Raw genomic sequence first — 24,493 nt, forward strand, 5'->3', positions numbered from 1 at the left:
ATGTCTGCAAATACAAAACTGTCGTTATTGTTAGCTGGCGTTATACTCACGGCATTAGGCGCCCAATATAGTTGGTACAGCTTACAATTACCGGCGCTAACCACAGGCATGGTATTGGTCGCACTAGCCTGCATTTGCAGTATTTTAGTGCTATTTAAACGCCAAAGCCGGCAAGCGCAATTAGCACTTAAAGCCCTGGCTAACGGGGATAGTAGCCTAGGGTTGCCTCGCAACCATCCTATGCGGGTACAGTATAACGAAGTTAAAGAGCAAATATTGCAAGCCCGGTTGGCTGCGGAGCAACAAGCCCAGTTTATGCAAACCCTGCTAATCCATATCGATATGGCGGTGTTAGTGTTCGATGCGCAGGGCAATATTATTGAGCAAAACCCGGCTGTCGCAAGGCTGCTCGGGGCTCCCGTGAAAGACCTGCAATCGTTAGCGCAGCTCGGTGAGTTTATTAGTGAAGCACAAAGTCAGTGTCAATCAACCGCTCTATGGCAGCGAGGAGAACAGCAGGACACCTTGTCTATACAAATAAGCTTGGCCACCATCCAAGGGCAAGAGCTAAAAATTGTGACTTTGCAGTCGATTCATGAGCAGTTACTACTAAAAGAACAACAAGCCTATAAGCGCTTAACGCGCGTTCTCACGCACGAAATTGCCAACTCGATTACCCCACTGTCATCATTGGCACACACCTGCACCGGTCTGTTGCCACAAGGACTGAGTTTTACCGATAGCGAAGATAAAGAAGACTTAGCACTCGCCTTACAAACCCTGCATAGCCGCACTGAAGGGTTAAGCGCCTTTATCGCACGTTTTCGATCCATCAGTAATCTGCCCAAGCCAGATCTCAAGGCGCAATCTCTTGCAGATGTGGTAACTCGTTGTTGTGCCCTATTCAAAACAGACTTGGAGCAGCAGCATATTGCTCTAAAGCTACAAACCCACAGCGATACTTTAGTGATGTGTGATGCCCAGCAAATTGAGCAGGTATTAATTAACCTGATCAAAAATGCCATAGAAGCGATGAGTGTGAACTGTGCAGACAAAACCTTGTCTATGGTTGTTGATAAAAATAACCAAGGGCAGTTATACATTGCCGTGTGTGATACCGGTGGTGGCATCAGTAAACAAGCTCAAGAAATGATGTTTGTGCCTTTTTTCACCACTAAACAGCAAGGTTCAGGGATAGGTTTAGCGCTAAGCAAACAAATTATGGTTAGCCATGGTGGCGACCTAACCTACCATGAGCAACCCCAAGGGGCATGTTTACGCTGCGTATTTGGCTAACGCCAATGGGCTCTGAGGGCGCATTTAGCAAGCCCTCGCTTCAGCGGCCGCTCAGATTTAGCTCACCTTATGTTAAGGTGCCAACGCTAAGCTGATTCGCCGAAATGACCGAATTCAGTTTATTATTTAAGTAGCATTTATGTATCGAATTTCAGCGCTATTAGTTTTTTTGTTCCTCGCGGGTTGCCAGAGCATGAGCTCGAAGCCCCAGCCCCCTGTAAACAATGACACCATAAAAACCGAGGCTCAGTCCCCAAGTGCAAGTGAAAAGGCGGTACCGCCGTCAGTGCAACCGAAACAGCCGCAACACACACCGCAACAAGTGGACGATGTATGGCAGCGTATCCGTATGCAATTGAGCTTTTCAGACTCGACTCACCCGGATGTGATGAAGCGCGTTGACTGGTATTTATCACATCCTAATTATATGGATGAAATAAGCCGTCGTGCCGAGCCTTACTTGTATCATATAGTGACAGAGGTAGAAGCGCGAAACCTGCCGATAGAATTAGCGCTAATGCCGCTGATTGAGAGTGACTTTGATGCCAGCGCCTACTCTCACAAGCATGCTAGCGGCCTATGGCAGTTAACGCCTTCGCTTGCTCAATACTTTGGCGTTAAAATCACGCCTTGGTACGATGGCCGCCAAGATGTATTCGACAGCACAGCGGCGGCGCTGGACTTTATTGAGTACCTGTATAAGCGTTTTGATGGCAACTGGTATCATACTATTGCTGCATACAATGTTGGCGAAGGTCGAGTGCGCAATGCTATTGCGGCCAATAAAAAAGCTGGGAAAAGCACGGACTTTTTCGCACTCAAACTGCCCAAACAAACACGCAAATATGTGCCCAAACTGCTTGCTGCAGTGCATTTGCTAAAACATGAAAAAATGGACTTCCCAGCAATTGATAACAGCCCAGCCATTTCGCCTCTCCCCATCAAAGGCGCAGTTATTTTAGCCGATAAGTCGCAATGGCAAGATGTGCAAGACCTCAATCACGGCGTAATCCGCTTTCCTGCGATCATCGATGCTCCGCATTTGGTCGTACCCAAGGCTAAACAGCAACACTGGCAGCAAGCCATTGCCAAACAACAAAGTAGTGATTACAGCCAATGGCAGCATTACACCATTGCCAAGGGAGATAGTTTAAGTGTTATTGCCGAGCGTTATGCTCTTAGTGTTAAGCAACTAAAGACGTTCAATAACCTTAGCTCCGATCGCATTCGCATTGGTGATAAGCTGATTTTACCGGTATTAGCCGATGAGCAAATCGAACATAAGGTCAGCTCGGGGGAGAGCTTATGGAAAATTGCCCGCCATTACCAAGTGAGCATTGCCAAATTAAAACAGTGGAACAACCTTTCAAGCAATATATTACAGGTTGGCGACACCCTCACCGTGTTTCTATCACGCAGTTAATCCTGCAACCATTTACTCATGGCCGCATCAAAGGCGGCCTGCTTTCTTTGTTTGAGATGCGGGCAAATGACTTCACCTGCGGGCATATCCGCTTGCGCCATCGGTGAAGAAGCATCCATGACAAAACAGCGGCCATCTTGGCGTAACAGGTAGTTACCCGTCACCTTGTCACCGGCGAGCACCTGCATCACGCCTGTTGATTGCTGCATTGAAGTGATATCTGGACCGGAGTAACGAGGAAGCTCATCAAGCTGTACCTTGCCCACCCTAGCTGATGACTGAGTTTTTGCAAACGCACGAGTGACGCGTTGCTCAAAGTGCGCATAAGGGTTTATTCTCACCGGGGTTTTGTCTGCTTTTTCAGCAGTAGCCGCTCGGCTTTTTAGAGCTTCACTGTGCTGATTAGCTTTTCCTTCACCTTCCTCTTTTTGAACGGGCGTGGCTGAGTGAGAGTCATTATTCACTGAGCGCTGCGGCTTAATCGGCTCTGGCGCATGCACGGGCTGCTCTATCTTATTTTCTGGCGGTGGCAAGCTCATCATCACCACCTGCATGGTGGCCGGTGACTCTTCCTGATGCGCTCGCATTATCGCCGGAGTGGCGGTGCTCAACACATACCCAAGAATTAGCATATGGCAAGTAATTGAAATGAGTAAGGCGCGTAAAAACATATCCCTATGCTACATAAATAACATCACCTTATAAGGACTGCAGATACGACGATTTAGTTCATGGGGCTGCGTAAAAATAGAACAAGCCGCATAGCGCGGCTTGTTTAACTTGCGTTAAAAACTAACTACTTCAGGTTTTCAATGAGCTTATTGGCACGCAGAACGGTCTCATGCAAGCTGTTTTCCAATACGGCATCGACCTTGTCGTTGTGACAGATTTCAATATCCGTCACCCATGCGGTGACGAAGGGCTCTCCCCAAAATAGAGTATAACTTGGGCAGGGCTGATAGCCATTGTGCGACGCCCATAGTGGCCAAAAAAAGTAATTTGCTACCACCATTAAAATAGTCAAGAGCAGCAAGGTCAATAAAACCTTTCCCAGCCAATTTAAAGCTAGATTTATATTTTTACTTTCCAACCAAAATTCATTTATACAATTTAATACACTGAATATAAAAACAAATACACTAATCATCCAGCCGAGAACTAAACAAGATACAATGGGCTCAAATAAAACCAAGGCTAAGCCACTGGTTGGGTAGGTAAAGTGTATTACAGTGAGCTCAAATCCAGCTGCAAACATAAACCATGTCAGCCCAACCATCCCCAAGAAAACAATTGCTACAGAATATAAATATACAGAGTCAACTTCCCGCCGCATTTAATAGTATCTCCTATAAGAGTAAGGGTAACTGGCTAGCAAGCGCCGTAACCGCTCTGAAATTGCTATTTCGACTGTTTTAACAATGACTTTAGAGGTAACGTAATAAACTTTTTGTATATATTCATCGATCTTATATTTAATTAGCTGCTCTTCGCGCTTTAAACGCTCTTCAAACTTATTTAGGACCTCAATTAAAGCATCCGTAACTCCCACTTGATCATCACCCCAAGAAAGTGCAAAACCTGCTATAACTCCTACAACTATACCTAGACCCAAAGCAACAACAGTTACACTTCCTACAGCAATTGCCGTTCCTAAAGCTAAAACTGAAGCAATGACAATTTTCACAATATCAGTAGCTGTTGTGGCAAGCCAATTAGTCCATCGATATTCATCCTGAAATATCCAGTCAATTGTATTTAGAGTAATAGAAAAGAAAATCGAAATTAGAAAGCCTTGTTTCGCTCCAGCATTTAATGCTTTTCGTCCGACTCCTACTGTCAAAAGCTTTGGGTTATTAGCCACATAACGCGTTCCCGTAATAATACTTCTAAGTCTATGATTACCTTTGAAAATTATATATTCTTTACCATTCTTAGTTACAAAGGTGTGCCTACCAAGAATATTCCCAGACCTTCTAAAGTCATTGGCTAATTTTAGAAATGAGGGAGTGTCCTTGACCGCTGCACCTAAGTTTGCACCAAACCAAGCCGCGCTCTCGATTGCAGAAAGTGCTGTAACTCTGGAGAAATAGTCTTTAACTTCTTCTATGGTTTTATTTCTACGTTTATGAAACTCAATCCACAGCCTGACAAACTCTTCTTTTGTCAGTGCATAAATATCGTGTTGCTCTTTGTTTAGATCTCTTCTGAGAGCAGCCTGATTACGGCCGCGAGTGATACTTGGGTGTTGATGGGGTTTTTGATGTAAAAATGGGCCTGGCATTTTGCACTCCTTGCTAATGTAAAAGTTTAGACTCAATCCTGGAGCCTTTTCGGCAATGTTATCAACTTTGAAACATAAATTAAATATATGTCGTACTAGTAATTATAGCAGGCTCTGCAACCGTCTTTAAAATAGTTTTTATAAAGAACAAGCCGCATGGCGCGGCTTGTTTTATTATCACTTGGCGAGTGCTTAACAGCTTAGCTCTTTTTTGTAGGCCGTTGCCAGCCGTCTAAATTACGCTGCTTGCCCCGCGCTACCGCCAGCTGCTTATCGCCCACATTGGTGGTCACGACTGAGCCGGCACCCACTGTGGCAGTGGCGCCAATTTCTACCGGAGCCACCAGCGAGGAGTTAGAGCCAATAAAGGCATGATCGCCGATAATAGTTTGCGACTTATTAACGCCATCATAATTACAGGTGATTGTGCCGGCGCCTATATTCACCTTTTCGCCTATCTGTGCATCGCCCAAGTAAGTCAGGTGATTGGCTTTTGAGCCTTTTCCTAGACGGGACTTTTTCATTTCCACAAAATTGCCGATATGAGAGTCTTCTTCCATAACTGCCCCGGGGCGTAGGCGCGCATATGGGCCTAAGGTGCACTTCGCCGCGACACTGGCATCTTCAATCAAGGTATTAGCCTTAATCACCACACCATCACCAATTTTGCAGTCTTTTAATACGCAGTTCGGGCCGATAACAACATCGTCGCCGAGTTCTACCTGACCTTCAAAGATGACATTAACATCAATGTGTACATCCTGACCTGTGGTCACTGTGCCACGTACATCGATGCGGGCCGGGTCGGCTAGACTCGCACCGTTGATCATCAACTGCTCTGCTTGCCAACCTTGATAGGCACGCTCCAACTGAGCGAGCTGTACGCGATTGTTAGCGCCTTCAACTTCCATAGGGTGCGATGGTTGGCTTGAACTGATTTCAACGCCTTCTGAGTGGGCCATAGCGACAATATCGGTAAGGTAGTATTCGCCTTGAGCATTACTGTTCGATAGATTACCCAACCACTTTTTCAACAACCCGCCATGACAGGCCATGATACCGGTATTAATTTCGGTAATTTTCAGTTGCTCTTCATTGGCATCTTTTTGCTCGACAATGCCCACCAGTTTGCCATTATCGCGCAGCATACGTCCATAGCCATTAGGATTGGCCAAATCCACGGTAAGCACCGCTAGGCCACGCTCAGGAGTGGCTTTTAATAACCCTTCTAAGGTTTCTTGCTTGGTCAGTGGTACGTCGCCATATAAGATTAGTACTCTATCGTCATCACCAATATGTTCTTTGGCTACAGCGACAGCATGGCCCGTGCCTAGCTGCTGCTCTTGTAGCACCCAATTGACCTCATTATGACCGAGTTGTTGTTTAAGCAACTCGCCACCATGGCCATAAACTAGGTTAGTGCTGGTGGCCCCTAAGGCCTTGGCATTATCAATGACGTGTTGAACCATCGGCTTGCCGGCAACCAGATGCAGCACCTTAGGCAACTTAGAACGCATGCGTGTACCTTTACCCGCAGCTAAAATTACAGTCGTTAAATTCATTCTAATATCCTTTTTTCGCGACGTGACAGCGCACACTCAGCTCACGCTTTAAGTTGGCACATCCTGTGTCCGAACACAGCTGGCTAAAAAGCCGCCAGCGATGTTCTGGTATGGCTATCGACAATACCGACTATTGTATCTGCAACAGTGTGAACATAGAAAGAACAGACATAAAAAAACCCGCGCTTAAAGCGCGGGTTTTTGCAAACCTATGAGGTTGGAAGCGTTTAGCTGTTACGCAATTGACGAATAACACGAAGCTGCGCAAGCGCCTCTTCGAGTTGGATCGCTGCTTTATGGTAATCAAGCTCGCCACTGCCAGCTTTATCCATTTGCTCTTGCGCTTCACGCTTAGCCTGCTCTGCCGCTTGTTCGTCAAGCTCTTCAGCTCGTACAGCGGTATCTGCAAGGACAGTTACATTATGAGGTTGTACCTCTAATGTACCGCCAGCAACATAGATGATTTCTTCACCACCTAGTTGCTTTACTAAACGGACCATTCCAGGTTTGAGGGCAGTTAGTAGCGGTGCGTGGCCAGGCATAATACCAAGCTCACCTTCACTACCTGTCACTTGAAGTGATTCTACGCGGCCAGAGAAAATCATCTCTTCAGCGCTTACAACATCAAGATGTACGGTCATAGCTGCCATACTCCCCTCCTAGTTACATGCTTTTCGCTTTTTCAACGGCTTCTTCGATTGAACCTACCATGTAGAACGCTTGCTCTGGTAGCTCATCGTATTCGCCGTCAAGAATGCCTTTAAAGCCTGCGATAGTGTCTTTCAATGAAACGTATTTACCTGGCGCACCTGTAAATACCTCAGCAACGAAGAACGGCTGAGATAGGAAACGCTGGATCTTACGTGCACGTGATACTACTTGCTTATCTTCATCAGACAGCTCGTCCATACCTAGGATGGCGATGATGTCTTTCAGCTCTTTATAGCGCTGTAGTACGGTTTGAACGCCACGCGCGATGTCGTAGTGCTCTTGACCGATAACAAGCGGATCTAGCTGACGTGAAGATGAGTCAAGTGGGTCAACCGCTGGATAGATACCTAGTGATGCGATATCACGAGATAGTACAACTGTTGCATCCAAGTGCGCGAACGTCGTTGCTGGTGACGGGTCAGTCAAGTCATCCGCTGGTACGTATACCGCTTGGATTGAAGTGATTGAACCGGTTTTAGTTGACGCGATACGCTCCTGTAGTACACCCATCTCTTCAGCAAGTGTAGGCTGATAACCTACTGCTGATGGCATACGACCTAGTAGTGCTGATACTTCAGTACCGGCTAGGGTATAACGATAGATGTTATCTACGAAGAATAGTACGTCACGACCTTCGTCACGGAACTTCTCAGCCATAGTTAGACCAGTCAATGCAACACGTAGACGGTTACCTGGTGGCTCGTTCATCTGACCATATACTAGCGATACTTTATCGAGTACGTTTGAGTCGTTCATTTCGTGATAGAAGTCATTACCCTCACGCGTACGCTCACCAACACCAGCGAATACTGAGAAGCCGCTGTGCTCGATTGCGATGTTACGGATAAGCTCCATCATGTTTACGGTTTTACCTACACCGGCACCACCGAATAGACCAACTTTACCACCTTTAGCGAATGGACATACAAGGTCGATTACCTTGATACCAGTCTCTAAAAGTTCAACTGAGTTGCTCTGCTCTTCGTATGAAGGTGCAGCTCGGTGGATAGACATACGGTCTTCTTCACCGATTGGGCCAGCTTCATCAATTGGGTTACCCAATACGTCCATGATACGACCTAGGGTCTTAGTACCAACTGGAACCATGATTGGCTCGCCAGTATTCTCTACTGCTGTACTACGACGTAGACCGTCAGTAGTACCTAGTGCGATAGCACGTACCACACCGCCACCTAGCTGCTGTTGCACTTCTAGTGTCAAACCTGCTAGGTCGCCTTCTGTAATTTTTAGTGCGTCATATACGGCTGGCACGTTGTCTTGTGGAAACTCGATGTCCACAACGGCGCCGATAATTTGGACGACCTTACCTAAACTCATGTCAATTCCTCTCGTTAAACTTTGCCGAAGCGTTAAACCGCTGCCGAACCGCTCACAATCTCACTGATCTCTTGTGTGATTGCTGCTTGACGCGCTTTGTTGTACTGCAATTGCAACTGATCCATCAGGTCGCCGGCATTATCAGTTGCAGCTTTCATTGCAACCATACGGGCAGCCTGCTCAGAGGCAGCATTCTCAACCACACCTTGATAAACTTGTGACTCAATGAAACGCACCAACAGAGTTTCCAAAATGGCCTCTGGTGTTGGCTCGTACAAGTAGTCCCAAGCGTGGGCTGATACTTCTTCTTCAGCTTTTGGCAAAGGTAATAACTGATCGATTACTGGCTCTTGCTTCATGGTATTAACGAAATGGTTATATACCACGAACAAACGGTCAATTTTGCCTTCAGCGAACTCATCGAGCATCACTTTCACAGGACCAATTACGTCCTGAACTGAAGGGGCATCTCCAAGGCCTGCCTTTTTCGCGGCAAGCTGACCACCAAAGCTTTGGAAGAACCCAGCAGCTTTGCTGCCTAGGGTCGCGTAAGTAGCGTCAACGCCCTTTTCTTTCCAAGCCTTTACGTCTTGTGAGACTTTCTTGAACTCATTAGTGTTCAAGCCGCCACACAGACCACGGTCTGTAGAGATAACAATATAACCAACTCGCTTTACATCACGCTCTTCTAAATAAGCGTGACTAAAGTCAAGATTCGCTTGAGCAATACGACCGATCACTTTGCGTAAGTTCTCAGCGTATGGACGGCTAGAAGCAACACGCTCCTGTGCGCGCTTCATTTTTGAAGCGGCAACCATTTCCATTGCGCTGGTGATCTTCTGAGTATTTTTAATACTCCCGATCTTGCTTTTAATCTCTTTTCCGCTGGCCATGACTCTCTCTCCGAATCTCGGTGAGCGCAATGCACTCACCTTAGATAACTAAATTACCAAGTTTGCGTTGACTTGAACTTCTCAAGAAGTTCTTTCAACTGTGCTTCAATCTCGGCGTTGTAGTTACCAGTTTCATTGATTTGCGCCATTAGCTCTGCGTACTCGCTTTTAGCGAAGCCGATTAGACTTGCTTCGAAGTCCATGATTTTGCTTACTTCGATGTCAGCAAGGAAGCCTTTTTCAGCAGCGAAAAGTGATAGAGACATTTCCGCAACAGACATTGGCGTGTACTGTTTCTGCTTCATTAGCTCGGTTACGCGCTCACCATGCTCAAGTTGAGCACGTGTTGCTTCGTCAAGGTCAGAAGCGAACTGCGAGAACGCCGCAAGTTCACGATACTGAGCAAGCGCTAGACGGATACCACCACCTAGTTTCTTAACGATCTTAGTTTGCGCAGCACCACCTACACGCGATACAGAAATACCGGCGTTAACAGCAGGACGAATACCTGAGTTAAACAAGTCAGTTTCCAAGAAGATCTGACCATCGGTGATTGAAATCACGTTGGTTGGTACGAAGGCAGAAACGTCACCACCTTGAGTTTCAATGATTGGCAATGCCGTCAATGAACCTGTTTGACCTTTCACTTCACCATTGGTGAACTTCTCAACGTAGTCAGCATTTACACGTGCTGCACGCTCTAGAAGACGTGAGTGAAGGTAGAAAACGTCACCTGGGTATGCTTCACGGCCCGGTGGACGCTTAAGTAGAAGTGAAATCTGACGATACGCTACCGCTTGCTTAGACAGGTCATCGTATACGATAAGCGCGTCTTCACCACGGTCACGGAAGAATTCACCCATAGTACAACCAGCAAACGGTGCTAGGTACTGTAGGGCTGCAGATTCAGAAGCAGATGCTACAACAACAATCGTGTTTTCTAGGGCACCGTGCTCTTCTAATTTACGTACTACGTTAGCAATAGTCGATGCTTTTTGACCAACCGCTACATACACACACTTAATGCCTGTGTCTTTTTGGTTGATGATAGCGTCGATTGCTAATGCAGTTTTACCAGTTTGACGGTCACCGATAACCAATTCACGCTGGCCGCGACCAACTGGAATCATGGCATCGATAGACTTATAACCAGTTTGAACTGGCTCATCTACTGATTGACGGTCGATTACACCTGGGGCGATTTTTTCGATTGGCTCGAAACCTTCGCTGTCCAGTGCACCTTTACCATCGATAGGCTGACCTAGGGTGTTTACTACACGACCTAGAAGACCATTACCGACTGGTACTTCAAGAATACGACCTGTTGATTTAACTTTTACGCCTTCTTTAAGGTCAGCGTAAGGACCCATTACTACTGCACCTACTGAGTCACGCTCAAGGTTCAATGCGATAGCATAACGGTTGCCAGGAAGCTCGATCATCTCACCTTGCATACAGTCAGCTAGACCGTGGATGCGGATGATACCGTCAGTAACAGATACGATAGTACCTTCGTTACGTGCTTCACTTACAACTTCAAACTGCTCAATGCGTTGCTTGATCAGCGCAGAAATTTCTGTGGAATTAAGTTGCATGCTCTTTTTCCCAATTACGATTGTAGTGTGGCCGCTAAGCGGTCAACTTGGCCGCGTATAGACCCGTCGATTACGGTGTCACCGGCACGAATTACCAACCCGCCAACGACGGAGGCATCAACACTACAATTCAGCTTAACTTTGCGTGCGAAACGTTGTTCGAGTGCCGCGCCTAGTTTCTCTTGCTGCGCTGCAGCAAGCTCCGTTGCAGAAATCACTGTGACTTCGATTTCTTTGTCGAACTCAGCCTTAAACTCGGCAAATAGTTCGGCAACGTCAGGCAGGGCGGCTAAACGTTCATTTTCGGCCATTAGCTTGATAAGATTTTGACCCTGTTCGTTGAGTTGGTCAGCACAAACCTTGATGATTACATCGGCTTGGTCAGACACAGACGGCAGGCTGCCAATGACTGCATTAACCTGCTCATCGCTGGCCACTTGGCCAGCGAAGTGCAGCATTTCATGCCATTGGGCAACCGCGTTTTTCTCAACGGCAAGCTCAAAAGCCGCTTTAGCGTATGGGCGAGCGATGGTAGTCAATTCAGACATGCTCATACCCTCCTAGTTACAGCTCTGCGACAAGTTTTTCAACGATGTCGCTGTGTGCGGCTTGGTCGATCTCGCGCTCAAGAATACGCTCAGCACCGACTACTGCTAGAGTAGCAACTTGCTTACGTAAATCTTCTTTCACGCGGTTACGCTCTGCTTCAATCTCAGAGTGACCTTGAGCTATGATGTTTTCACGCTCTTGCTGACCACGAGTTGTCTCTTCGTCAACAATAAGCGAGGCACGCTTTTTAGCTTGCTCGATGATTTCAGCAGCTTGAGCTTTCGCTTCTTTTAACTGTTCCGTGGCTTTTTGACGAGCCAGTTCCAAGTCTTTCTCAGCTTTATCAGAAGCAGCTAAACCATCTTCAATTTTCTTTTGGCGAGCTTCAATCGCACTATTTAGCGGTGGCCATACGTACTTCATACAGAACAGCACGAACACCGTAAATGCGATTAATTCACCGATAAGAGTGGCGTTAATATTCACGACCGCTCCTCCTTATTGACAGTTGTTCTAAGAGCTACTAGTGAATTAAAGTGCGAACAACATGTACATAGAGATACCAACACCGATCATAGCTACGGCATCGATAAGACCAGCAAGGATGAACATTTTAACCTGTAGTGAAGGTGCAAGCTCAGGCTGACGCGCACACGCTTCTAGGAATTTACCACCCATGTTACCGAAACCAACTGCAGTACCGATTGCACCGAAGCCGATAAGTAGAGCAACAGCGATATACTTAAGACCTAATACTAGTTCCATTTTTTTCTCCAAAGTTTTTAAAGTAAATTAAAAAATAAAAGTTAATAAATCAGTTTATTAGTGGTTGTCTGAGCTAGCCATGCTTAGATAAACAATGGTCAGCATCATAAATACGAATGCCTGTAGTACGATAACCAAGATATGGAATACCGCCCATACAAAGTGCAGTGGTAACTGCATTAAACCCACAGCGCCGATAAGGATGAAGATCATCTCACCTGCATACAGGTTACCGAATAAACGCAGTGCCAATGAAAACGGCTTAGCAATCAATGAAATTAGCTCTAACAGCAAGTTACATGGAATTAAGAACACCATTGCTAGCTTGTTCTTAGTGCTAAACGGGTGCAGCGTTAACTCAGCAAGGAAACCACCGATGCCTTTAATGCGAATTGAGTAACCAATCATTAGCAAGAATACGCCAATGGCAAGACCTGCAGTCATGTTCAAGTCAGTGGTTGGTACGATTTTCATGTATACGTCATGAGAGTCCATACCAAATGCTGTTTCGCCCACCCAGCCTGCAAATGCAGGAAGGAAATCAACCGGGATCAAATCCATAAGGTTCATTAGGAATACCCAAACGAAAATCGTTAAGGCAAGGGGGGCAATTAACTTACTTTTACCGTGGTAAGTGTCGCGTACGTTGTCACCAACAAACTCAACAATCATCTCAATGAAACATTGAAACTTACCAGGTACACCTGTGTGTGCTTTTTTAGCGGCGCCACGGAAGATCCATAAGAATATAAGACCTAATCCGATTGACCATGCGAGGGTATCTACATGCCATGTCCAGAAGCCACTGTCCGCACATGCTTTGTTGAACTCAATACCGGCATCGGTTGAGCACATCTTTGCATTGGTCAAGTGGTGCTGAATATGGCTCGATAGAGTCACTTCTTCTGCAGCCATGTTTTATCCCAAAAGTTAATGATTAAAAAAAATCGGTGCTATCCACTGTGTGGCAAATATCAGCACATAAGCGCTGAAAAAGGGTACTGGAAGCAATAAAAAATGTTTAAAAGCCAGTACGAACATACACACAGTGAGCAAAAACTTTAACGCCTTTCCTCGTTTCAACGAGCTTAGGACTTGTTCTGATTTGCTTGCGCCCATATATCTAAATGCATAAGCGGCAAATACAAAATTAGGGAGTACAACAGTCAAGCCTCCAAGCCATGCTGAGAGACCGGCTTCTACTCCCCAACCTACTAAAACTATTACTGCAGCGATTGTTGCTACGACACCCTGAAAAAGAACGCCCTTAAATGCGGCGCGGCGATACGGACCTGCTAACCTTTGCGTCACTTTTTATTAACCTTAATAACGTTAAATTTTATTAGGGTGTGAAAACTGGCGAAATTATACTTGTTTTTGGCTGATTTGCAACTTGAGTCAGTGCGATTTGGGGGAATTTCACCCCCGTAAAACAGGGGTGAGAGCGCCTTAGCGACTAATCTTTAAACTGTGGGTCAATACGGTGAAGAATTCCGTCTAACTCCTCAAGGTTTGTGTAAGAAATCACCAACTTACCTTTTCCTTTTTGGTTGTAGTTAATTTCTACCTTCGCGCCGAGATTATCTTCGAGCTTTTGCTCTAACTGTATGACATCTGGATCTTTTTCTTTCTTCTGCGGCTTTTCTACGGGCTCCAGAATAGAACGCACGAGTTTTTCGGTTTCACGCACGGTTAGCGCTTTAGCTACGGCAGTGCGTGCCGCTTCAGACTGCAACTCACCACTTAACGCTAATAAACACCGAGCATGACCCATTTCAATATCGCCATGCTCTAACATGATTTTAACATCATCGTTAAGATTATTGAGCCGTAATAAGTTAGTGACAGTGGTGCGCGATTTGCCAACGGCATCAGCCACTTGCTGGTGCGTTAACTCAAATTCATCAATCAGTCGACCTAAAGCGATGGCTTCTTCCATCGCATTTAAATCTTCACGTTGAATGTTTTCAATCAACGCAATAGCAACTGCTGCTTCATCCGGAACTGCCTTGATAAGGCAAGGCACCACATCAAGTTTAGCTAACTGGGCGGCGCGCCAACGGCGCTCACCAGCGATGATTTCATAGCTGTCAGGTGCAACTTGGCGCACGACGATGGGCTGAATAATACCTTGTGCACGAATGGAGGAAGCAAGTTCTTCTAACGCTTCCTCTGACATATCTTTTCGCGGCTGATACTTTCCAGGACGTAAAAATTCGATCGCTAACTTTTGCAACTCACCACTTTGCGCGTTCGCTTGCGCTTGTGAGTGTTCTTCAACAGGTGCATCTGCGCTTGGCGCTGGGCCAGGTGCAGGCTTAGATGACGTCAGTAGGGCATCTAGACCCCGTCCTAATCCACGTTTTTTAGCAGACATTGGTTGGCTTACCTCTACGTTTAGGCGACTGCAGGTGTTTGTTTTTCTTTTCTGCGCAGTATTTCACCGGCCAAGGCAAGGTAGGCTTTGGCGCCTGCAGAGGCTCGGTCATAATACATGGCCGGCGCACCAAAGCTAGGGGCTTCTGCGAGACGAACATTGCGCGGAATAACGGTTCGGTAGACCTTATCGCCAAAGTGCTGTTTCAATTGCTCAGAAACATCATTGGCAAGGCGGTTGCGCGGATCGTACATGGTTCGCAAGATGCCTTCAATCTGTAATTTAGGGTTCACTAACTGCGCCAATTGCTCGATGGTTCCCATCAGCGCTGTAATTCCCTCAAGGGCATAGTACTCACACTGCATAGGCACGAGTACCGAATCAGCGGCGGCCATGGCATTGACGGTCAGCATGTTCAGTGAGGGTGGGCAATCGATGAAGATATAATCATATTGCTCAAGAATTTTCTCCAACGCGTTGCGCAGGCGCACTTCGCGCGCGAACAATTCCATAAGCTTAACTTCAGCGGCAGTCACATCGCCATTGGCAGCAATTAAATGATACTCACCCGAGGTTTGCTGGATGACAACATCATCAAAAGGTTGTTCTTCAATGAGTAAGTCATAAATAGTGGCGACATCATCGTACTTATCAACGCCGCTACCCATGGTCGCATTGCCTTGAGGATCGAGATCGATAAGTAAAACTTTACGCTTGGTCGCAGCCATAGAGGCCGCCAAATTCACGGCTGTGGTGGTTTTACCCACGCCTCCTTTTTGGTTTGCAATTGCAATGACTTTAGCCACGGTGATCCTCTGCCAATTAAGCTTTTTTTAGAATTATAAGATGACGTTCGCCCTGAAGCTCTGGAACTGATAACTCAATGTCCTGGGTAAACGAAAATCCAGCAGGGAGGTTGGCAAGTTCCTGCTCAGGATATTGGCCTTTCAAAGCTATAAAACGTCCATCTTGATCAATTAAATGCGCGCACCAATGCAACATATCATCAATAGAGGCAAAGGCACGAGAAAGCACTCCATCTAATTTAACACTTGGCTGATAATCTTCAACTCGACTCTGTACGGCGGTTACATTTTTTAGGCCAAGCTCATGTTTTACTTGCTTAAGAAAAGTCACACGCTTGCCAAGGCTATCCAGTAGTACAAATTCGGTGTCGGGTAGGGCAATGGCTAACACCATACCCGGTAAACCTGGGCCGGTGCCAACATCAATGTAGTGTTTACCCTCTAAATGTTCAGCTACCACCAAACTATCCATAATATGCTTAACCAGCATCTCATTAGGGTCGCGAACAGACGTTAAATTGTATGCTTTGTTCCACTTGTTTAATAAAGCAACATAAGCGAGCAACTGATTAATTTGTTGCTCGCTTAGAGAGATATTGGCTGCGGCCAATAACTGCGTAAATTTTTTTTCTAACATGGATGTGTTATGTGGTTACGCTGATTTGCGTAACATGCCCTGCTTTTTCAGATACACCAATAATAGCGAAACCGCCGCTGGAGTAATACCAGAAATACGCGACGCTTGGCCAATGGTGTCCGGGCGAGCTTCGCTAAGCTTGGCAACAACCTCATTTGATAAGCCAGATACTTGGCTGTAATCAAACTCCGCTGGCAAAATAGTTTGCTCATGGCGCAACTGCTTTGCGATCTCGTCTTGTTGACGAGCAATGTAACCAGCATACTTTGTTTGAATCGCTACCTGCTCAAGTGCTTGCTGGTTGTCTGACTCACTCGCTAAACCTTCGATAGCGGTAAGATCGCGATAATTGATCTCAGGGCGACGGATCAACTCTTCTAAACTGGCTTCACGAGTCATCGGTGATTTTAATAACGCGTTCACGGCTTCCTGTGCTGGGTGATCTTTATGGATCCAAGTGGAACGAATACGCTGTGTTTCTTGTTCCATCACTTCTAATTTTTCATTAAATGCAGCCCAACGCTGGTCATCGACCAAGCCCAGTTCTCGGCCTTTCTCGGTAAGGCGCAAGTCAGCATTATCTTCGCGAAGTAGCAATCGGTATTCGGCACGTGAAGTAAACATGCGATAGGGCTCTTTGGTACCTAGCGTGGCTAAGTCATCAATTAATACCCCTGTGTATGCTTCATCACGGCGTGGAGTCCAAGCTTCTTTGCCTTGCACTTGCAACGCGGCATTCATACCAGCAATAAGCCCTTGTGCTCCGGCCTCTTCATAGCCAGTGGTGCCGTTTATTTGTCCAGCAAAGAAAAGCCCTTGAATAAACTTAGTTTCTAATGACGGCTTAAGATCCCGAGGGTCGAAAAAGTCATACTCAATGGCATAACCAGGACGACAGATGTGGGCTTGCTCAAATCCAGCGATGCTGTTGACTATTTGCATCTGTACGTCAAATGGCAAACTCGTGGAAATACCATTTGGGTATAGCTCATAAGAGGTTAACCCTTCTGGTTCAACAAAGATTTGGTGCTTATCTTTATCGGCAAAACGAACTATTTTATCTTCAATCGATGGGCAGTAACGCGGACCGATCCCCTCAATCACGCCTGAATACATAGGCGATCGGTGCAGATTCTCATTGATAATCTCGTGCGTTTTGTCGTTTGTGTAGGTGATATAACAAGGGATCTGCTGCGGATGATCTTCCACCTTACCCATAAACGAAAACACAGGTGTGGGCGTATCACCAGGTTGTGTTTGCATTTTGCTGAAGTCGACGGTGCGAGCATCTATTCGTGGAGGCGTGCCTGTTTTCAGACGATCAACGCGAAAAGGTAATTCACGTAAGCGCTGTGCTAACGCAATTGAAGGCGGATCCCCAGCGCGGCCACCTTTAAAGTTTTCTAAGCCAATATGGATTTGGCCACCTAAGAAGGTTCCTACGGTAAGTACCACGGATGGCGCACTGAACTTCAATCCCATCTGGGTGACAACACCTGTAACTTTATCACCCTCTACAATCAGATCATCACAGGATTGCTGGAAGATCTTTAAGTTTTCTTGGCGCTGCAGAATCGCTTGTATTTCCGCTTTGTACAACGCTCTATCAGCTTGGGCACGAGTTGCACGTACAGCAGGGCCCTTCGATGAGTTTAATGTTCGAAATTGGATCCCGCCTTTGTCGATCGCTTTTGCCATGGCACCGCCAAGAGCATCGATCTCTTTCACCAAATGACCTTTGCCGATCCCACCAATTGCAGGGTTGCATGACATTTGCCCTAAGGTGTCCATATTATGCGTTAGCAATAGCGTATTCATGCCCATTCGTGCAGAGGCCAGAGCGGCTTCTGTACCAGCGTGACCGCCGCCAACGACAATGACATCAAAGTGCTCATGAAAAATCATTTAATGCTTCCTACAACCAGTGAAATATTAAGAGGAGGCGTATTCTACCTAGAAATTAGCTTAAGGGAAATGGTTAAATAATGTTCACTCAAGGTAAAGAGATCTTATATATAAAAGGATCTTTTAAAGAGATCTTTTATTGATCTTACTACTAGGATCCTACCTTTCTGTTGATAACCCTATAAAACGTATGATTAACAATAAATTAAGCGATCTAAGTTATTGTGAGTATGATCGGATCTAGTAGGGGAGAACATCTGATCAAAAGGCCCTTTTATACACAGGCAAGATTCGCTTCGATCTTATCAAGTGTATAATCATGGTTAAGATCGCAAGATATCAAGCTTTTATCCACATACCGATCGAAAAAACAATAAATATGTGCATAACTTTTTAGTAAGATCGTTTTCTTACAAGTGTTTTAATAGTTCTGGTAACCACCTTTCAGCCGTATCTTCAGGTAGATCTTCGCCAAGAACATCTATCTCCAAGCGAGGTAAGAGTGGCTGAGCTTGTTTTGACAGCAACAATTGCTCGATGTTTTTGGCCGCATAGTTATAGGTATCGTAACTAGAATCTCCTATACCAATGATCGCAAAGCGAATATTGTCGAGATTAGTGAGGGCATTGAGATCTTCAACAAAAGGCTGCAAATTATCAGGATAGTCCCCAGCGCCATGGGTTGATGTGCAAATCAACCACGCAGCCTCCATTTTCATATCCTTAAGATCAGGTTGCTCATGTAAAGTACAGCTTATGCCTTGATCTTCCATTAAGTCACTTAACTGTTCGGCCACATATTCAGTGCCGCCCATTTGACTACCAATAATAATTTCGAGCTGGCTCATTGTTACTACGCCTAAATGTTGTTGCGCCCATGATACCTGATCTGTGGTTAGGCTCAATTGATCTTAATCCCTGTGTGTAGTTCTGAACATCAATAGCTGTTTAAAATGAATATATATTCATGATAAATATAGAGTTTTTAATTTTTAAAGCTGTTGATAAAAAGTCGATAAGCTTAGGTTAAAAAGCCATACCCGTTCATCATAACTGGGTAATTTCACACTATTTTCTACTGATAAAGAAAAATTGCATGGGTGTGTATGCTTTGCTTGTGGATAATGATCAATAGAGATTATCTCGGCGTATTTTTGGATCTATAAAACTCATTTAATAGATCCAATACTTCTATAAATTTTCTATTTATTGGCTTCATTTCTTTTGTGAGTGCCCGTATTTTTGGATCTGATGCCCTTAATGTGCCAAGTCTCCAGCCTCAAATGCTTTGTTAATGTTAAAACGCATGAATGACTGCTACCCAAACTAGCTATGTGTGACTGATCTTTTCACTGTTAATCACACTTTTTGATGCAGATAGGCATGTCAGTTTTTAATTGATCGCTATAAAAATTGCTCAGTAACGAGTCGCTGGTAGCCAATATTCACACAAAATAGTGCCGATATTTGTCGCAAATATGCATAATCACTATGTTGTTGCTGTGGGCACCTAGCATCGCTGGGATCTTATTTAACGCTAGTTTAGCGTTGTTTTTTGCCAATAAATTAGGGAGCGACGAGCTCACTTATGTGTTCGTTTTGCCCTGATAGCTGTCATCTTAGGATTGAGTTGTTGACTATTAGGTGCTCCGAGCTTTGCTTTTCTGATGATAAGCGTTTTTTTGGAGTGTTGGGTTACTGAGAGGGAGCTGAAAAAAGCCCACACAAAGGTGGGCTCGCTAGACTTTATTAATCTATTTACCGATACAAAAGGAGCTGAAGATCTTGCCGAGTAGATCGTCAGAGGTGAATTCGCCGGTGATCTCGCTTAAATACTGCTGGGTTAAACGCAGCTCTTCTGCCAAGATCTCCCCGGCAACATGGGCTTCAAGTTGCTCTTGACCGGTATACAAGTGCTGCTGCGCTCGCTCTAATGCATCTAAATGACGGCGGCGAGCCATAAAGCTGCCTTCTTGGGTGCCCTCAAAGCCAATGCATGATTTAAGGTGCTCTCGCACATGGTCAATGCCTTGTGCTTGTTTGGCGCTGAGGCGAATAACCGGATGAGTAGGGTGGTCATCAAACCCTGGTTGCTCGCCACTGAGATCGACCTTATTCCTGATCACGGTAATGCCCATATTGGCGGGCAGCTTAGCGGTAAACTCTGGCCAAATTTGCTCTGGAGTGGTGGCATCCGTCTCCGTGGCATCAACCATAAACAGCACGCGATCGGCTTGGTTGATTTCTTCCCAAGCGCGTTCTATTCCTATTTGCTCGACCTTATCTGGGCTTTCACGTAGTCCTGCAGTATCAATAATATGCAAAGGCATCCCATCAATATGGATATGTTCTTTTAGTACATCACGAGTGGTGCCTGCGATATCAGTGACAATGGCGGCATCACGCCCAGCAAGGGTGTTAAGCAAGCTTGATTTACCGGCATTAGGGCGACCAGCAATGACCACGCGCATACCATCACGAATAATGCTGCCTTGCTTCGCTTGTTTGCTTACTGCCGCGACCTTATCGAGAATAGCTTGCAAGTCGTTGCCAACCTTACCATCACTAAGAAAATCGATTTCTTCATCAGGGAAGTCAATGGCCGCTTCCACATACATGCGCAAGTGAATAACTTGCTCCACCAGCTCTTCAATATGTTTTGAAAACTCGCCTTGTAGTGAGTGCAGGGCACTTTTAGCCGCTTGTTCTGAGGTTGCATTAATTAAATCGGCAATTGCTTCGGCTTGGGTTAAATCAAGCTTATCATTGAGAAAAGCCCGCTCCGAGAACTCACCAGGCTTGGCCAAGCGTACGCCTTCAAGTTGGCTAATCTCTTTTAACAACATGTCGAGAATCACAGGGCCGCCATGGCCTTGTAGTTCTAGCACGTCTTCGCCGGTGAAAGAATGTGGGCCTTGAAAGAACAGCGCTATGCCCTGGTCTAATTGTTGTCGCTGCAGGTCATTAAAAGGCAGGTATTCGGCGTAGCGGGTACGTGGGCAGCGTCCTAAAATGCGCTCTGCGACCAGCTTTGCATGGCTGCCAGAAACACGAATAATACCCACACCACCACGACCTGGCGCGGTGGCTTGAGCAACGATTGTATCTTGTGAAAGCATAGAATTACTCGATAAAGCCTGAATGGATGTATTGTAACCTAATGTTGTTATAAACAATAAAAAAGCGGCTCTTAGGCCGCTTTTTTTAGCTTCAATAGCGGGTTGTTAACCGCGCACTTTCATGCCTTTTTTCTCCATACCGCGATAAATAATCAGCATTTGCGCAATGGAGATAAGGTTAGACACGAGCCAGTATAGAACGAGACCTGATGGGAACCATAAGAAGAAAACCGAGAAGATTACTGGCATCCAGGTCATCATCTTTTGTTGCATCGGGTCGGTAACCGTCATTGGCTGTAGTTTCTGCATCAAGAACATACTCGCACCGAACAAGATAGGCAGTACGTAGTAAGGGTCTTTTGATGACAGGTCAGTTAGCCATAGGCCGAACTCAGCATGACGTAATTCTGGCGACTCTAGGAAGACATAGAACAGCGCCAAGAAGATTGGCATTTGCAGTAACAGCGGGAAACAGCCACCCATCGGGTTTACTTTTTCCTTCTTGTACATATCCATCATGGCCTGACCGAACTTCTGGCGGTCATCACCGTAGCGCTCTTTCAGTGCTTGCATTTTCGGTTGCAGGGCACGCATCTTCGCCATAGAGGTGTACTGTGCTTTCGTTAATGGGAAGAGTAATGACTTCACCACAATAGTGATGGCAATAATAGCCAGACCCCAGTTACCTAAGAAGCTGTAAAGGAACTTAAGTAGGGTGAGCAATGGTTGCGAAATAAACCACAGCCAGCCATAGTCAACAGCCAAATCAAGGTTAGGGTGAATGGCTTCAAGGACATCAGTGTCTTTAGGGCCCATATAGTAAGTGGCGCTGATGTCCGCTGTGCTATTGGCTGCCACCGTAATTGGCTCTGACTTTACACCAATTTGCGCAACTGAAGGCGTGATAAGGCGCATATAGACGGTGTTTTGTTGCTCTTGGTTTGGTACCCAGGCACTGACAAAGTAGTGCTGAAGAAAAGCGATATAGCCGCCTTGGGTGGTTTTATTTAATTGTTTGTCTTCAATATCAGAGAACGAGTATTTTTCATAATTTATCTCGTCTGTACCGTAAGCTCCACCAAGGTAGCTTTGGTCAATTAAGCTGCCTTTTTCTTGCACTGTACGTTTAACTTGTGCAAACAACTGCACTTGCAGTGGCGCAGCGGTGGTATTTTCTACGTTGTAGTCCATCGCTACATCGTACTGACCCTGTTTAAAGGTGTAAGTTTTAGTAAAGCGAACGCCTTGCTCATCAACGAAAGTCAGTGGCACCGTTAAGGTATCGCCATTGAGAGTATATTGTAGCTTCTCAGAGTCATACACTGGGCGTTCGGCCTGCGCATCAGGACCATTTAAACCAATTAAGCCACTTTGTGAGAAGTACTGATTGCCATCAAACTCCCCTAATAATAGGTAAGGAGTATCGCTGCCATGGGTTTCAGCGTGCTTAAGCAACTTAGTTTCGATGATGTCACCGCCCAAGGTATCAATTTTTACGGCAAATACATCGGTAGTCACTTCGATAATTTTACGGTCCACAGCAGTGGCAGTAAGGGAATTATCAACGTCTGATTGCGGTACATCTGACTGACCGGCCTGCTGGCTTTGCGTCTTTTGTTGCGTTTGGGCACTAGGCTGCTGCGGTTGGTTGTAGTCATTATTCCACTCTTGGAATAATAAAAACGACACCAACAACAGGCCGATTATTAAAAACGTGCGTTGCGATTCCATAACAGCTCTTATTTCTCGTCGTTTAGATTAATGATGGTTACGTTTGCTGGGTACGGGGTCATCCCCACCAGCATGTAAAGGATGGCATTTTACTATTCGTTTCGTTGCCAACCAACTGCCTTTTATTGCTCCGTGCATTTTTATAGCTTGCAGAGCATACGAAGAGCAGCTCGGATTAAAGCGACAACTGGGCCCAAGTAGGGGGCTTATCCACTTTTGATAACCTCTAATTACAATAATGAGGCTGTGTTTTGGTATGGCCAAAATATGGGCGATCATAGGTAAGCCTCAGTACTGAGCAGAGTGATTGTGAATACTCAGTGAGTGTCGATTAAAAGGTGAGCTAAAGATACCTGAAAAAGACGCTAAATTCTATGATTGCTGGCGCTTTTGCTGCCCATTAGGACGCTTTTTGCCATGACGTCTGGGTGGTGGCTTGTATCCGGGTTTACAACGCTCATTGATTTTTCGCCATAACTTATCAAGTTCAGCACGAATCTCGGCATTAGAACGCTCATCAATACCGCGCTTAACCATAAGCACAATATCAATGTTATCTAACTGATGTTGATTGAGACGAAAACTCTCACGGGCGATACGCTTAATGCGGTTGCGTTGGTTGGCTTGCTTCACATTTTTTTTAGCTACGGTTAAACCAATGCGAGGATTATCTAAGTCGTTTGGTTTAGCTAGTAATGTGAATAGGGCGGTTGCTGCCCGAGCGGGCTCGTTAAAAATGCGGGAATAATGCGAGGGAGTTAACAGTCGTAACTCCCTGCCAAAGCGAAAGTCTTCCACTAATTAAGCAGAAAGTACTTTGCGGCCTTTAGCACGACGACGTGCTAGTACTTTACGGCCATTTGCTGACGCCATGCGAGCACGGAAACCGTGAGTACGCTTGCGCTTAAGTACGCTAGGTTGAAAAGTTCTTTTCATAACAATTCCATCCGATCGGTTAAGGTTTAAATTAACTGTGTGGGTCGCGATCCTCACACAGACGCAGACACTGCACAAAGCCAAGTGATTTACACCGGACAATAAGCGGTGCCTTAGCGAGCGCGGAATTCTATAGATAGTCTTGGTCAAAGTCAATGAAAATAACAGTGCTATAGGAGAAGGGGTGCGAAAAAAGTGTGCTCAGATCGGCGAGCGATCCTAAAAAGATCGGTGATTTATTGAAGTTTTCCACAGGCTCTGTTTAAAAAGTGCATAAATCCACTTAATAACCTTAATTGATCTTAAAAATTGAATCCGATCAAACCCTAATTAATGGTCTGCCTAACTTCTATTTTTAAAATTTATATTAAATAAAAACAATACCTTATGTAAATTTTGCGCAGGGAGCATAATTTCTAAAAAAATCAATATTGAAGTTGTGGATAAATAGGCGTCATAATGGACAGCCGGATCGCACCAAGGCGCAGATTCAGGGAAGACAAGCAACGACAACCTTCACCCGTGATGTACGGGTATCAATAATACAAACCTAATTTCGGGAGTACACT

At 45.5% G+C, this 24,493-nt stretch carries 25 protein-coding genes; 2 read left to right on the plus strand and 23 right to left on the minus strand.

Features of this window, described 5'->3' with window-relative positions; translation table 11 throughout:
• Both FIU82_RS15030 and FIU82_RS15035 read left to right on the plus strand, forming a co-directional pair.
• Positions 1 to 1,296, plus strand: a complete 1,296-nt coding sequence (locus FIU82_RS15030) for a PAS domain-containing sensor histidine kinase (RefSeq protein WP_151173664.1) — start codon at positions 1 to 3, stop codon at positions 1,294 to 1,296.
• 193 nt (positions 1,297 to 1,489) lie between these two features.
• Positions 1,490 to 2,719, plus strand: coding sequence for a LysM peptidoglycan-binding domain-containing protein (locus tag FIU82_RS15035; protein WP_172972736.1), 1,230 nt, complete (start codon positions 1,490 to 1,492; stop codon positions 2,717 to 2,719).
• Here FIU82_RS15035 and FIU82_RS15040 read toward each other — a convergent pair.
• The 23 genes from FIU82_RS15040 to rpmH form a co-directional block, all read right to left on the minus strand.
• Positions 2,716 to 3,390 (minus strand): hypothetical protein, encoded by a 675-nt coding sequence (locus tag FIU82_RS15040; RefSeq protein ID WP_152441429.1) that lies wholly within the window; start codon positions 3,388 to 3,390, stop codon positions 2,716 to 2,718. The genes FIU82_RS15035 and FIU82_RS15040 overlap by 4 nt on opposite strands.
• Before the next feature lie 125 nt (positions 3,391 to 3,515).
• Complete coding sequence (locus tag FIU82_RS15045; RefSeq protein WP_152441430.1) at positions 3,516 to 4,052, minus strand: hypothetical protein; 537 nt, start codon at positions 4,050 to 4,052, stop codon at positions 3,516 to 3,518.
• Positions 4,053 to 5,000 (minus strand): hypothetical protein, encoded by a 948-nt coding sequence (locus FIU82_RS15050; RefSeq protein ID WP_152441431.1) that lies wholly within the window; start codon positions 4,998 to 5,000, stop codon positions 4,053 to 4,055. It abuts the gene before it with no gap.
• Between the two features lie 200 nt (positions 5,001 to 5,200).
• On the minus strand, positions 5,201 to 6,562 hold the full coding sequence (glmU, locus tag FIU82_RS15055) for a bifunctional UDP-N-acetylglucosamine diphosphorylase/glucosamine-1-phosphate N-acetyltransferase GlmU (RefSeq protein WP_152441432.1): 1,362 nt from the start codon (positions 6,560 to 6,562) through the stop codon (positions 5,201 to 5,203).
• Positions 6,563 to 6,789: 227 nt separating this feature from the next.
• Entirely contained in the window at positions 6,790 to 7,212 is a 423-nt protein-coding gene (locus FIU82_RS15060) for a F0F1 ATP synthase subunit epsilon (protein ID WP_022944891.1), read from the minus strand.
• Positions 7,213 to 7,225: 13 nt separating this feature from the next.
• On the minus strand, positions 7,226 to 8,611 hold the full coding sequence (gene atpD, locus FIU82_RS15065) for a F0F1 ATP synthase subunit beta (RefSeq protein ID WP_022944890.1): 1,386 nt from the start codon (positions 8,609 to 8,611) through the stop codon (positions 7,226 to 7,228).
• A 32-nt stretch (positions 8,612 to 8,643) separates the two neighbouring features.
• The gene (atpG, locus tag FIU82_RS15070) at positions 8,644 to 9,504 is read right to left on the minus strand and encodes a F0F1 ATP synthase subunit gamma (RefSeq protein ID WP_022944889.1); all 861 of its coding nucleotides are present in this window, start codon (positions 9,502 to 9,504) and stop codon (positions 8,644 to 8,646) included.
• A 53-nt stretch (positions 9,505 to 9,557) separates the two neighbouring features.
• Positions 9,558 to 11,099, minus strand: coding sequence for a F0F1 ATP synthase subunit alpha (atpA, locus tag FIU82_RS15075; protein WP_022944888.1), 1,542 nt, complete (start codon positions 11,097 to 11,099; stop codon positions 9,558 to 9,560).
• 14 nt (positions 11,100 to 11,113) lie between these two features.
• The gene (atpH, locus tag FIU82_RS15080; protein ID WP_022944887.1) at positions 11,114 to 11,647 is read right to left on the minus strand and encodes a F0F1 ATP synthase subunit delta; all 534 of its coding nucleotides are present in this window, start codon (positions 11,645 to 11,647) and stop codon (positions 11,114 to 11,116) included.
• Positions 11,648 to 11,663: 16 nt separating this feature from the next.
• Positions 11,664 to 12,134, minus strand: a complete 471-nt coding sequence (atpF, locus tag FIU82_RS15085) for a F0F1 ATP synthase subunit B (RefSeq protein WP_022944886.1) — start codon at positions 12,132 to 12,134, stop codon at positions 11,664 to 11,666.
• A gap of 45 nt (positions 12,135 to 12,179) precedes the next feature.
• Complete coding sequence (gene atpE / locus FIU82_RS15090; protein ID WP_022944885.1) at positions 12,180 to 12,413, minus strand: F0F1 ATP synthase subunit C; 234 nt, start codon at positions 12,411 to 12,413, stop codon at positions 12,180 to 12,182.
• A 57-nt stretch (positions 12,414 to 12,470) separates the two neighbouring features.
• Positions 12,471 to 13,328, minus strand: coding sequence for a F0F1 ATP synthase subunit A (gene atpB, locus FIU82_RS15095; RefSeq protein ID WP_022944884.1), 858 nt, complete (start codon positions 13,326 to 13,328; stop codon positions 12,471 to 12,473).
• 15 nt (positions 13,329 to 13,343) lie between these two features.
• Positions 13,344 to 13,724 (minus strand): ATP synthase subunit I, encoded by a 381-nt coding sequence (locus FIU82_RS15100; protein ID WP_045979460.1) that lies wholly within the window; start codon positions 13,722 to 13,724, stop codon positions 13,344 to 13,346.
• 145 nt (positions 13,725 to 13,869) lie between these two features.
• On the minus strand, positions 13,870 to 14,790 hold the full coding sequence (locus FIU82_RS15105) for a ParB/RepB/Spo0J family partition protein (protein ID WP_045979461.1): 921 nt from the start codon (positions 14,788 to 14,790) through the stop codon (positions 13,870 to 13,872).
• A gap of 20 nt (positions 14,791 to 14,810) precedes the next feature.
• The gene (locus FIU82_RS15110; protein WP_022944881.1) at positions 14,811 to 15,596 is read right to left on the minus strand and encodes a ParA family protein; all 786 of its coding nucleotides are present in this window, start codon (positions 15,594 to 15,596) and stop codon (positions 14,811 to 14,813) included.
• A 16-nt stretch (positions 15,597 to 15,612) separates the two neighbouring features.
• A complete protein-coding gene (rsmG, locus tag FIU82_RS15115; protein WP_130146647.1) occupies positions 15,613 to 16,233 on the minus strand; it encodes a 16S rRNA (guanine(527)-N(7))-methyltransferase RsmG in 621 nt (206 codons plus the stop codon).
• A gap of 15 nt (positions 16,234 to 16,248) precedes the next feature.
• Complete coding sequence (gene mnmG / locus FIU82_RS15120) at positions 16,249 to 18,138, minus strand: tRNA uridine-5-carboxymethylaminomethyl(34) synthesis enzyme MnmG (RefSeq protein WP_152441433.1); 1,890 nt, start codon at positions 18,136 to 18,138, stop codon at positions 16,249 to 16,251.
• 410 nt (positions 18,139 to 18,548) lie between these two features.
• Complete coding sequence (gene mioC / locus FIU82_RS15125; RefSeq protein WP_053911005.1) at positions 18,549 to 18,986, minus strand: FMN-binding protein MioC; 438 nt, start codon at positions 18,984 to 18,986, stop codon at positions 18,549 to 18,551.
• Between the two features lie 906 nt (positions 18,987 to 19,892).
• On the minus strand, positions 19,893 to 21,257 hold the full coding sequence (gene mnmE / locus FIU82_RS15130; RefSeq protein WP_152441434.1) for a tRNA uridine-5-carboxymethylaminomethyl(34) synthesis GTPase MnmE: 1,365 nt from the start codon (positions 21,255 to 21,257) through the stop codon (positions 19,893 to 19,895).
• A gap of 105 nt (positions 21,258 to 21,362) precedes the next feature.
• A complete protein-coding gene (yidC, locus tag FIU82_RS15135) occupies positions 21,363 to 22,988 on the minus strand; it encodes a membrane protein insertase YidC (protein ID WP_152441435.1) in 1,626 nt (541 codons plus the stop codon).
• A gap of 27 nt (positions 22,989 to 23,015) precedes the next feature.
• Positions 23,016 to 23,267 carry a membrane protein insertion efficiency factor YidD gene (yidD, locus tag FIU82_RS15140; protein WP_082079318.1) on the minus strand — a complete coding sequence of 84 codons (252 nt, stop codon included), beginning with the start codon at positions 23,265 to 23,267 and terminating at the stop codon, positions 23,016 to 23,018.
• Positions 23,268 to 23,360: 93 nt separating this feature from the next.
• Positions 23,361 to 23,786, minus strand: coding sequence for a ribonuclease P protein component (rnpA, locus tag FIU82_RS15145; protein WP_022944874.1), 426 nt, complete (start codon positions 23,784 to 23,786; stop codon positions 23,361 to 23,363).
• 3 nt (positions 23,787 to 23,789) lie between these two features.
• Positions 23,790 to 23,924, minus strand: coding sequence for a 50S ribosomal protein L34 (rpmH, locus tag FIU82_RS15150; protein ID WP_045980711.1), 135 nt, complete (start codon positions 23,922 to 23,924; stop codon positions 23,790 to 23,792).
• Positions 23,925 to 24,493 lie beyond the last annotated feature (569 nt).

Source organism: Pseudoalteromonas sp. THAF3 (genome assembly GCF_009363775.1).
Lineage (GTDB): Bacteria > Pseudomonadota > Gammaproteobacteria > Enterobacterales > Alteromonadaceae > Pseudoalteromonas > Pseudoalteromonas ruthenica.

Bases quoted from the DNA above. Each gene is read 5' to 3' on its own strand.
- FIU82_RS15030 (WP_151173664.1), top strand. From the start codon at position 1: ATGTCTGCAAATACAAAACTGTCGTTATTGTTAGCTGGCGTTATACTC.
- FIU82_RS15035 (WP_172972736.1), top strand. From the start codon at position 1,490: ATGAGCTCGAAGCCCCAGCCCCCTGTAAACAATGACACCATAAAAACC.
- FIU82_RS15040 (WP_152441429.1), bottom strand. From the start codon at position 3,390: ATGTTTTTACGCGCCTTACTCATTTCAATTACTTGCCATATGCTAATT.
- FIU82_RS15045 (WP_152441430.1), bottom strand. From the start codon at position 4,052: ATGCGGCGGGAAGTTGACTCTGTATATTTATATTCTGTAGCAATTGTT.
- FIU82_RS15050 (WP_152441431.1), bottom strand. From the start codon at position 5,000: ATGCCAGGCCCATTTTTACATCAAAAACCCCATCAACACCCAAGTATC.
- glmU (WP_152441432.1), bottom strand. From the start codon at position 6,562: ATGAATTTAACGACTGTAATTTTAGCTGCGGGTAAAGGTACACGCATG.
- FIU82_RS15060 (WP_022944891.1), bottom strand. From the start codon at position 7,212: ATGGCAGCTATGACCGTACATCTTGATGTTGTAAGCGCTGAAGAGATG.
- atpD (WP_022944890.1), bottom strand. From the start codon at position 8,611: ATGAGTTTAGGTAAGGTCGTCCAAATTATCGGCGCCGTTGTGGACATC.
- atpG (WP_022944889.1), bottom strand. From the start codon at position 9,504: ATGGCCAGCGGAAAAGAGATTAAAAGCAAGATCGGGAGTATTAAAAAT.
- atpA (WP_022944888.1), bottom strand. From the start codon at position 11,099: ATGCAACTTAATTCCACAGAAATTTCTGCGCTGATCAAGCAACGCATT.
- atpH (WP_022944887.1), bottom strand. From the start codon at position 11,647: ATGTCTGAATTGACTACCATCGCTCGCCCATACGCTAAAGCGGCTTTT.
- atpE (WP_022944885.1), bottom strand. From the start codon at position 12,413: ATGGAACTAGTATTAGGTCTTAAGTATATCGCTGTTGCTCTACTTATC.
- atpB (WP_022944884.1), bottom strand. From the start codon at position 13,328: ATGGCTGCAGAAGAAGTGACTCTATCGAGCCATATTCAGCACCACTTG.
- FIU82_RS15105 (WP_045979461.1), bottom strand. From the start codon at position 14,790: ATGTCTGCTAAAAAACGTGGATTAGGACGGGGTCTAGATGCCCTACTG.
- rsmG (WP_130146647.1), bottom strand. From the start codon at position 16,233: ATGTTAGAAAAAAAATTTACGCAGTTATTGGCCGCAGCCAATATCTCT.
- mnmG (WP_152441433.1), bottom strand. From the start codon at position 18,138: ATGATTTTTCATGAGCACTTTGATGTCATTGTCGTTGGCGGCGGTCAC.
- mioC (WP_053911005.1), bottom strand. From the start codon at position 18,986: ATGAGCCAGCTCGAAATTATTATTGGTAGTCAAATGGGCGGCACTGAA.
- mnmE (WP_152441434.1), bottom strand. From the start codon at position 21,257: ATGCTTTCACAAGATACAATCGTTGCTCAAGCCACCGCGCCAGGTCGT.
- yidC (WP_152441435.1), bottom strand. From the start codon at position 22,988: ATGGAATCGCAACGCACGTTTTTAATAATCGGCCTGTTGTTGGTGTCG.
- yidD (WP_082079318.1), bottom strand. From the start codon at position 23,267: ATGATCGCCCATATTTTGGCCATACCAAAACACAGCCTCATTATTGTA.
- rpmH (WP_045980711.1), bottom strand. From the start codon at position 23,924: ATGAAAAGAACTTTTCAACCTAGCGTACTTAAGCGCAAGCGTACTCAC.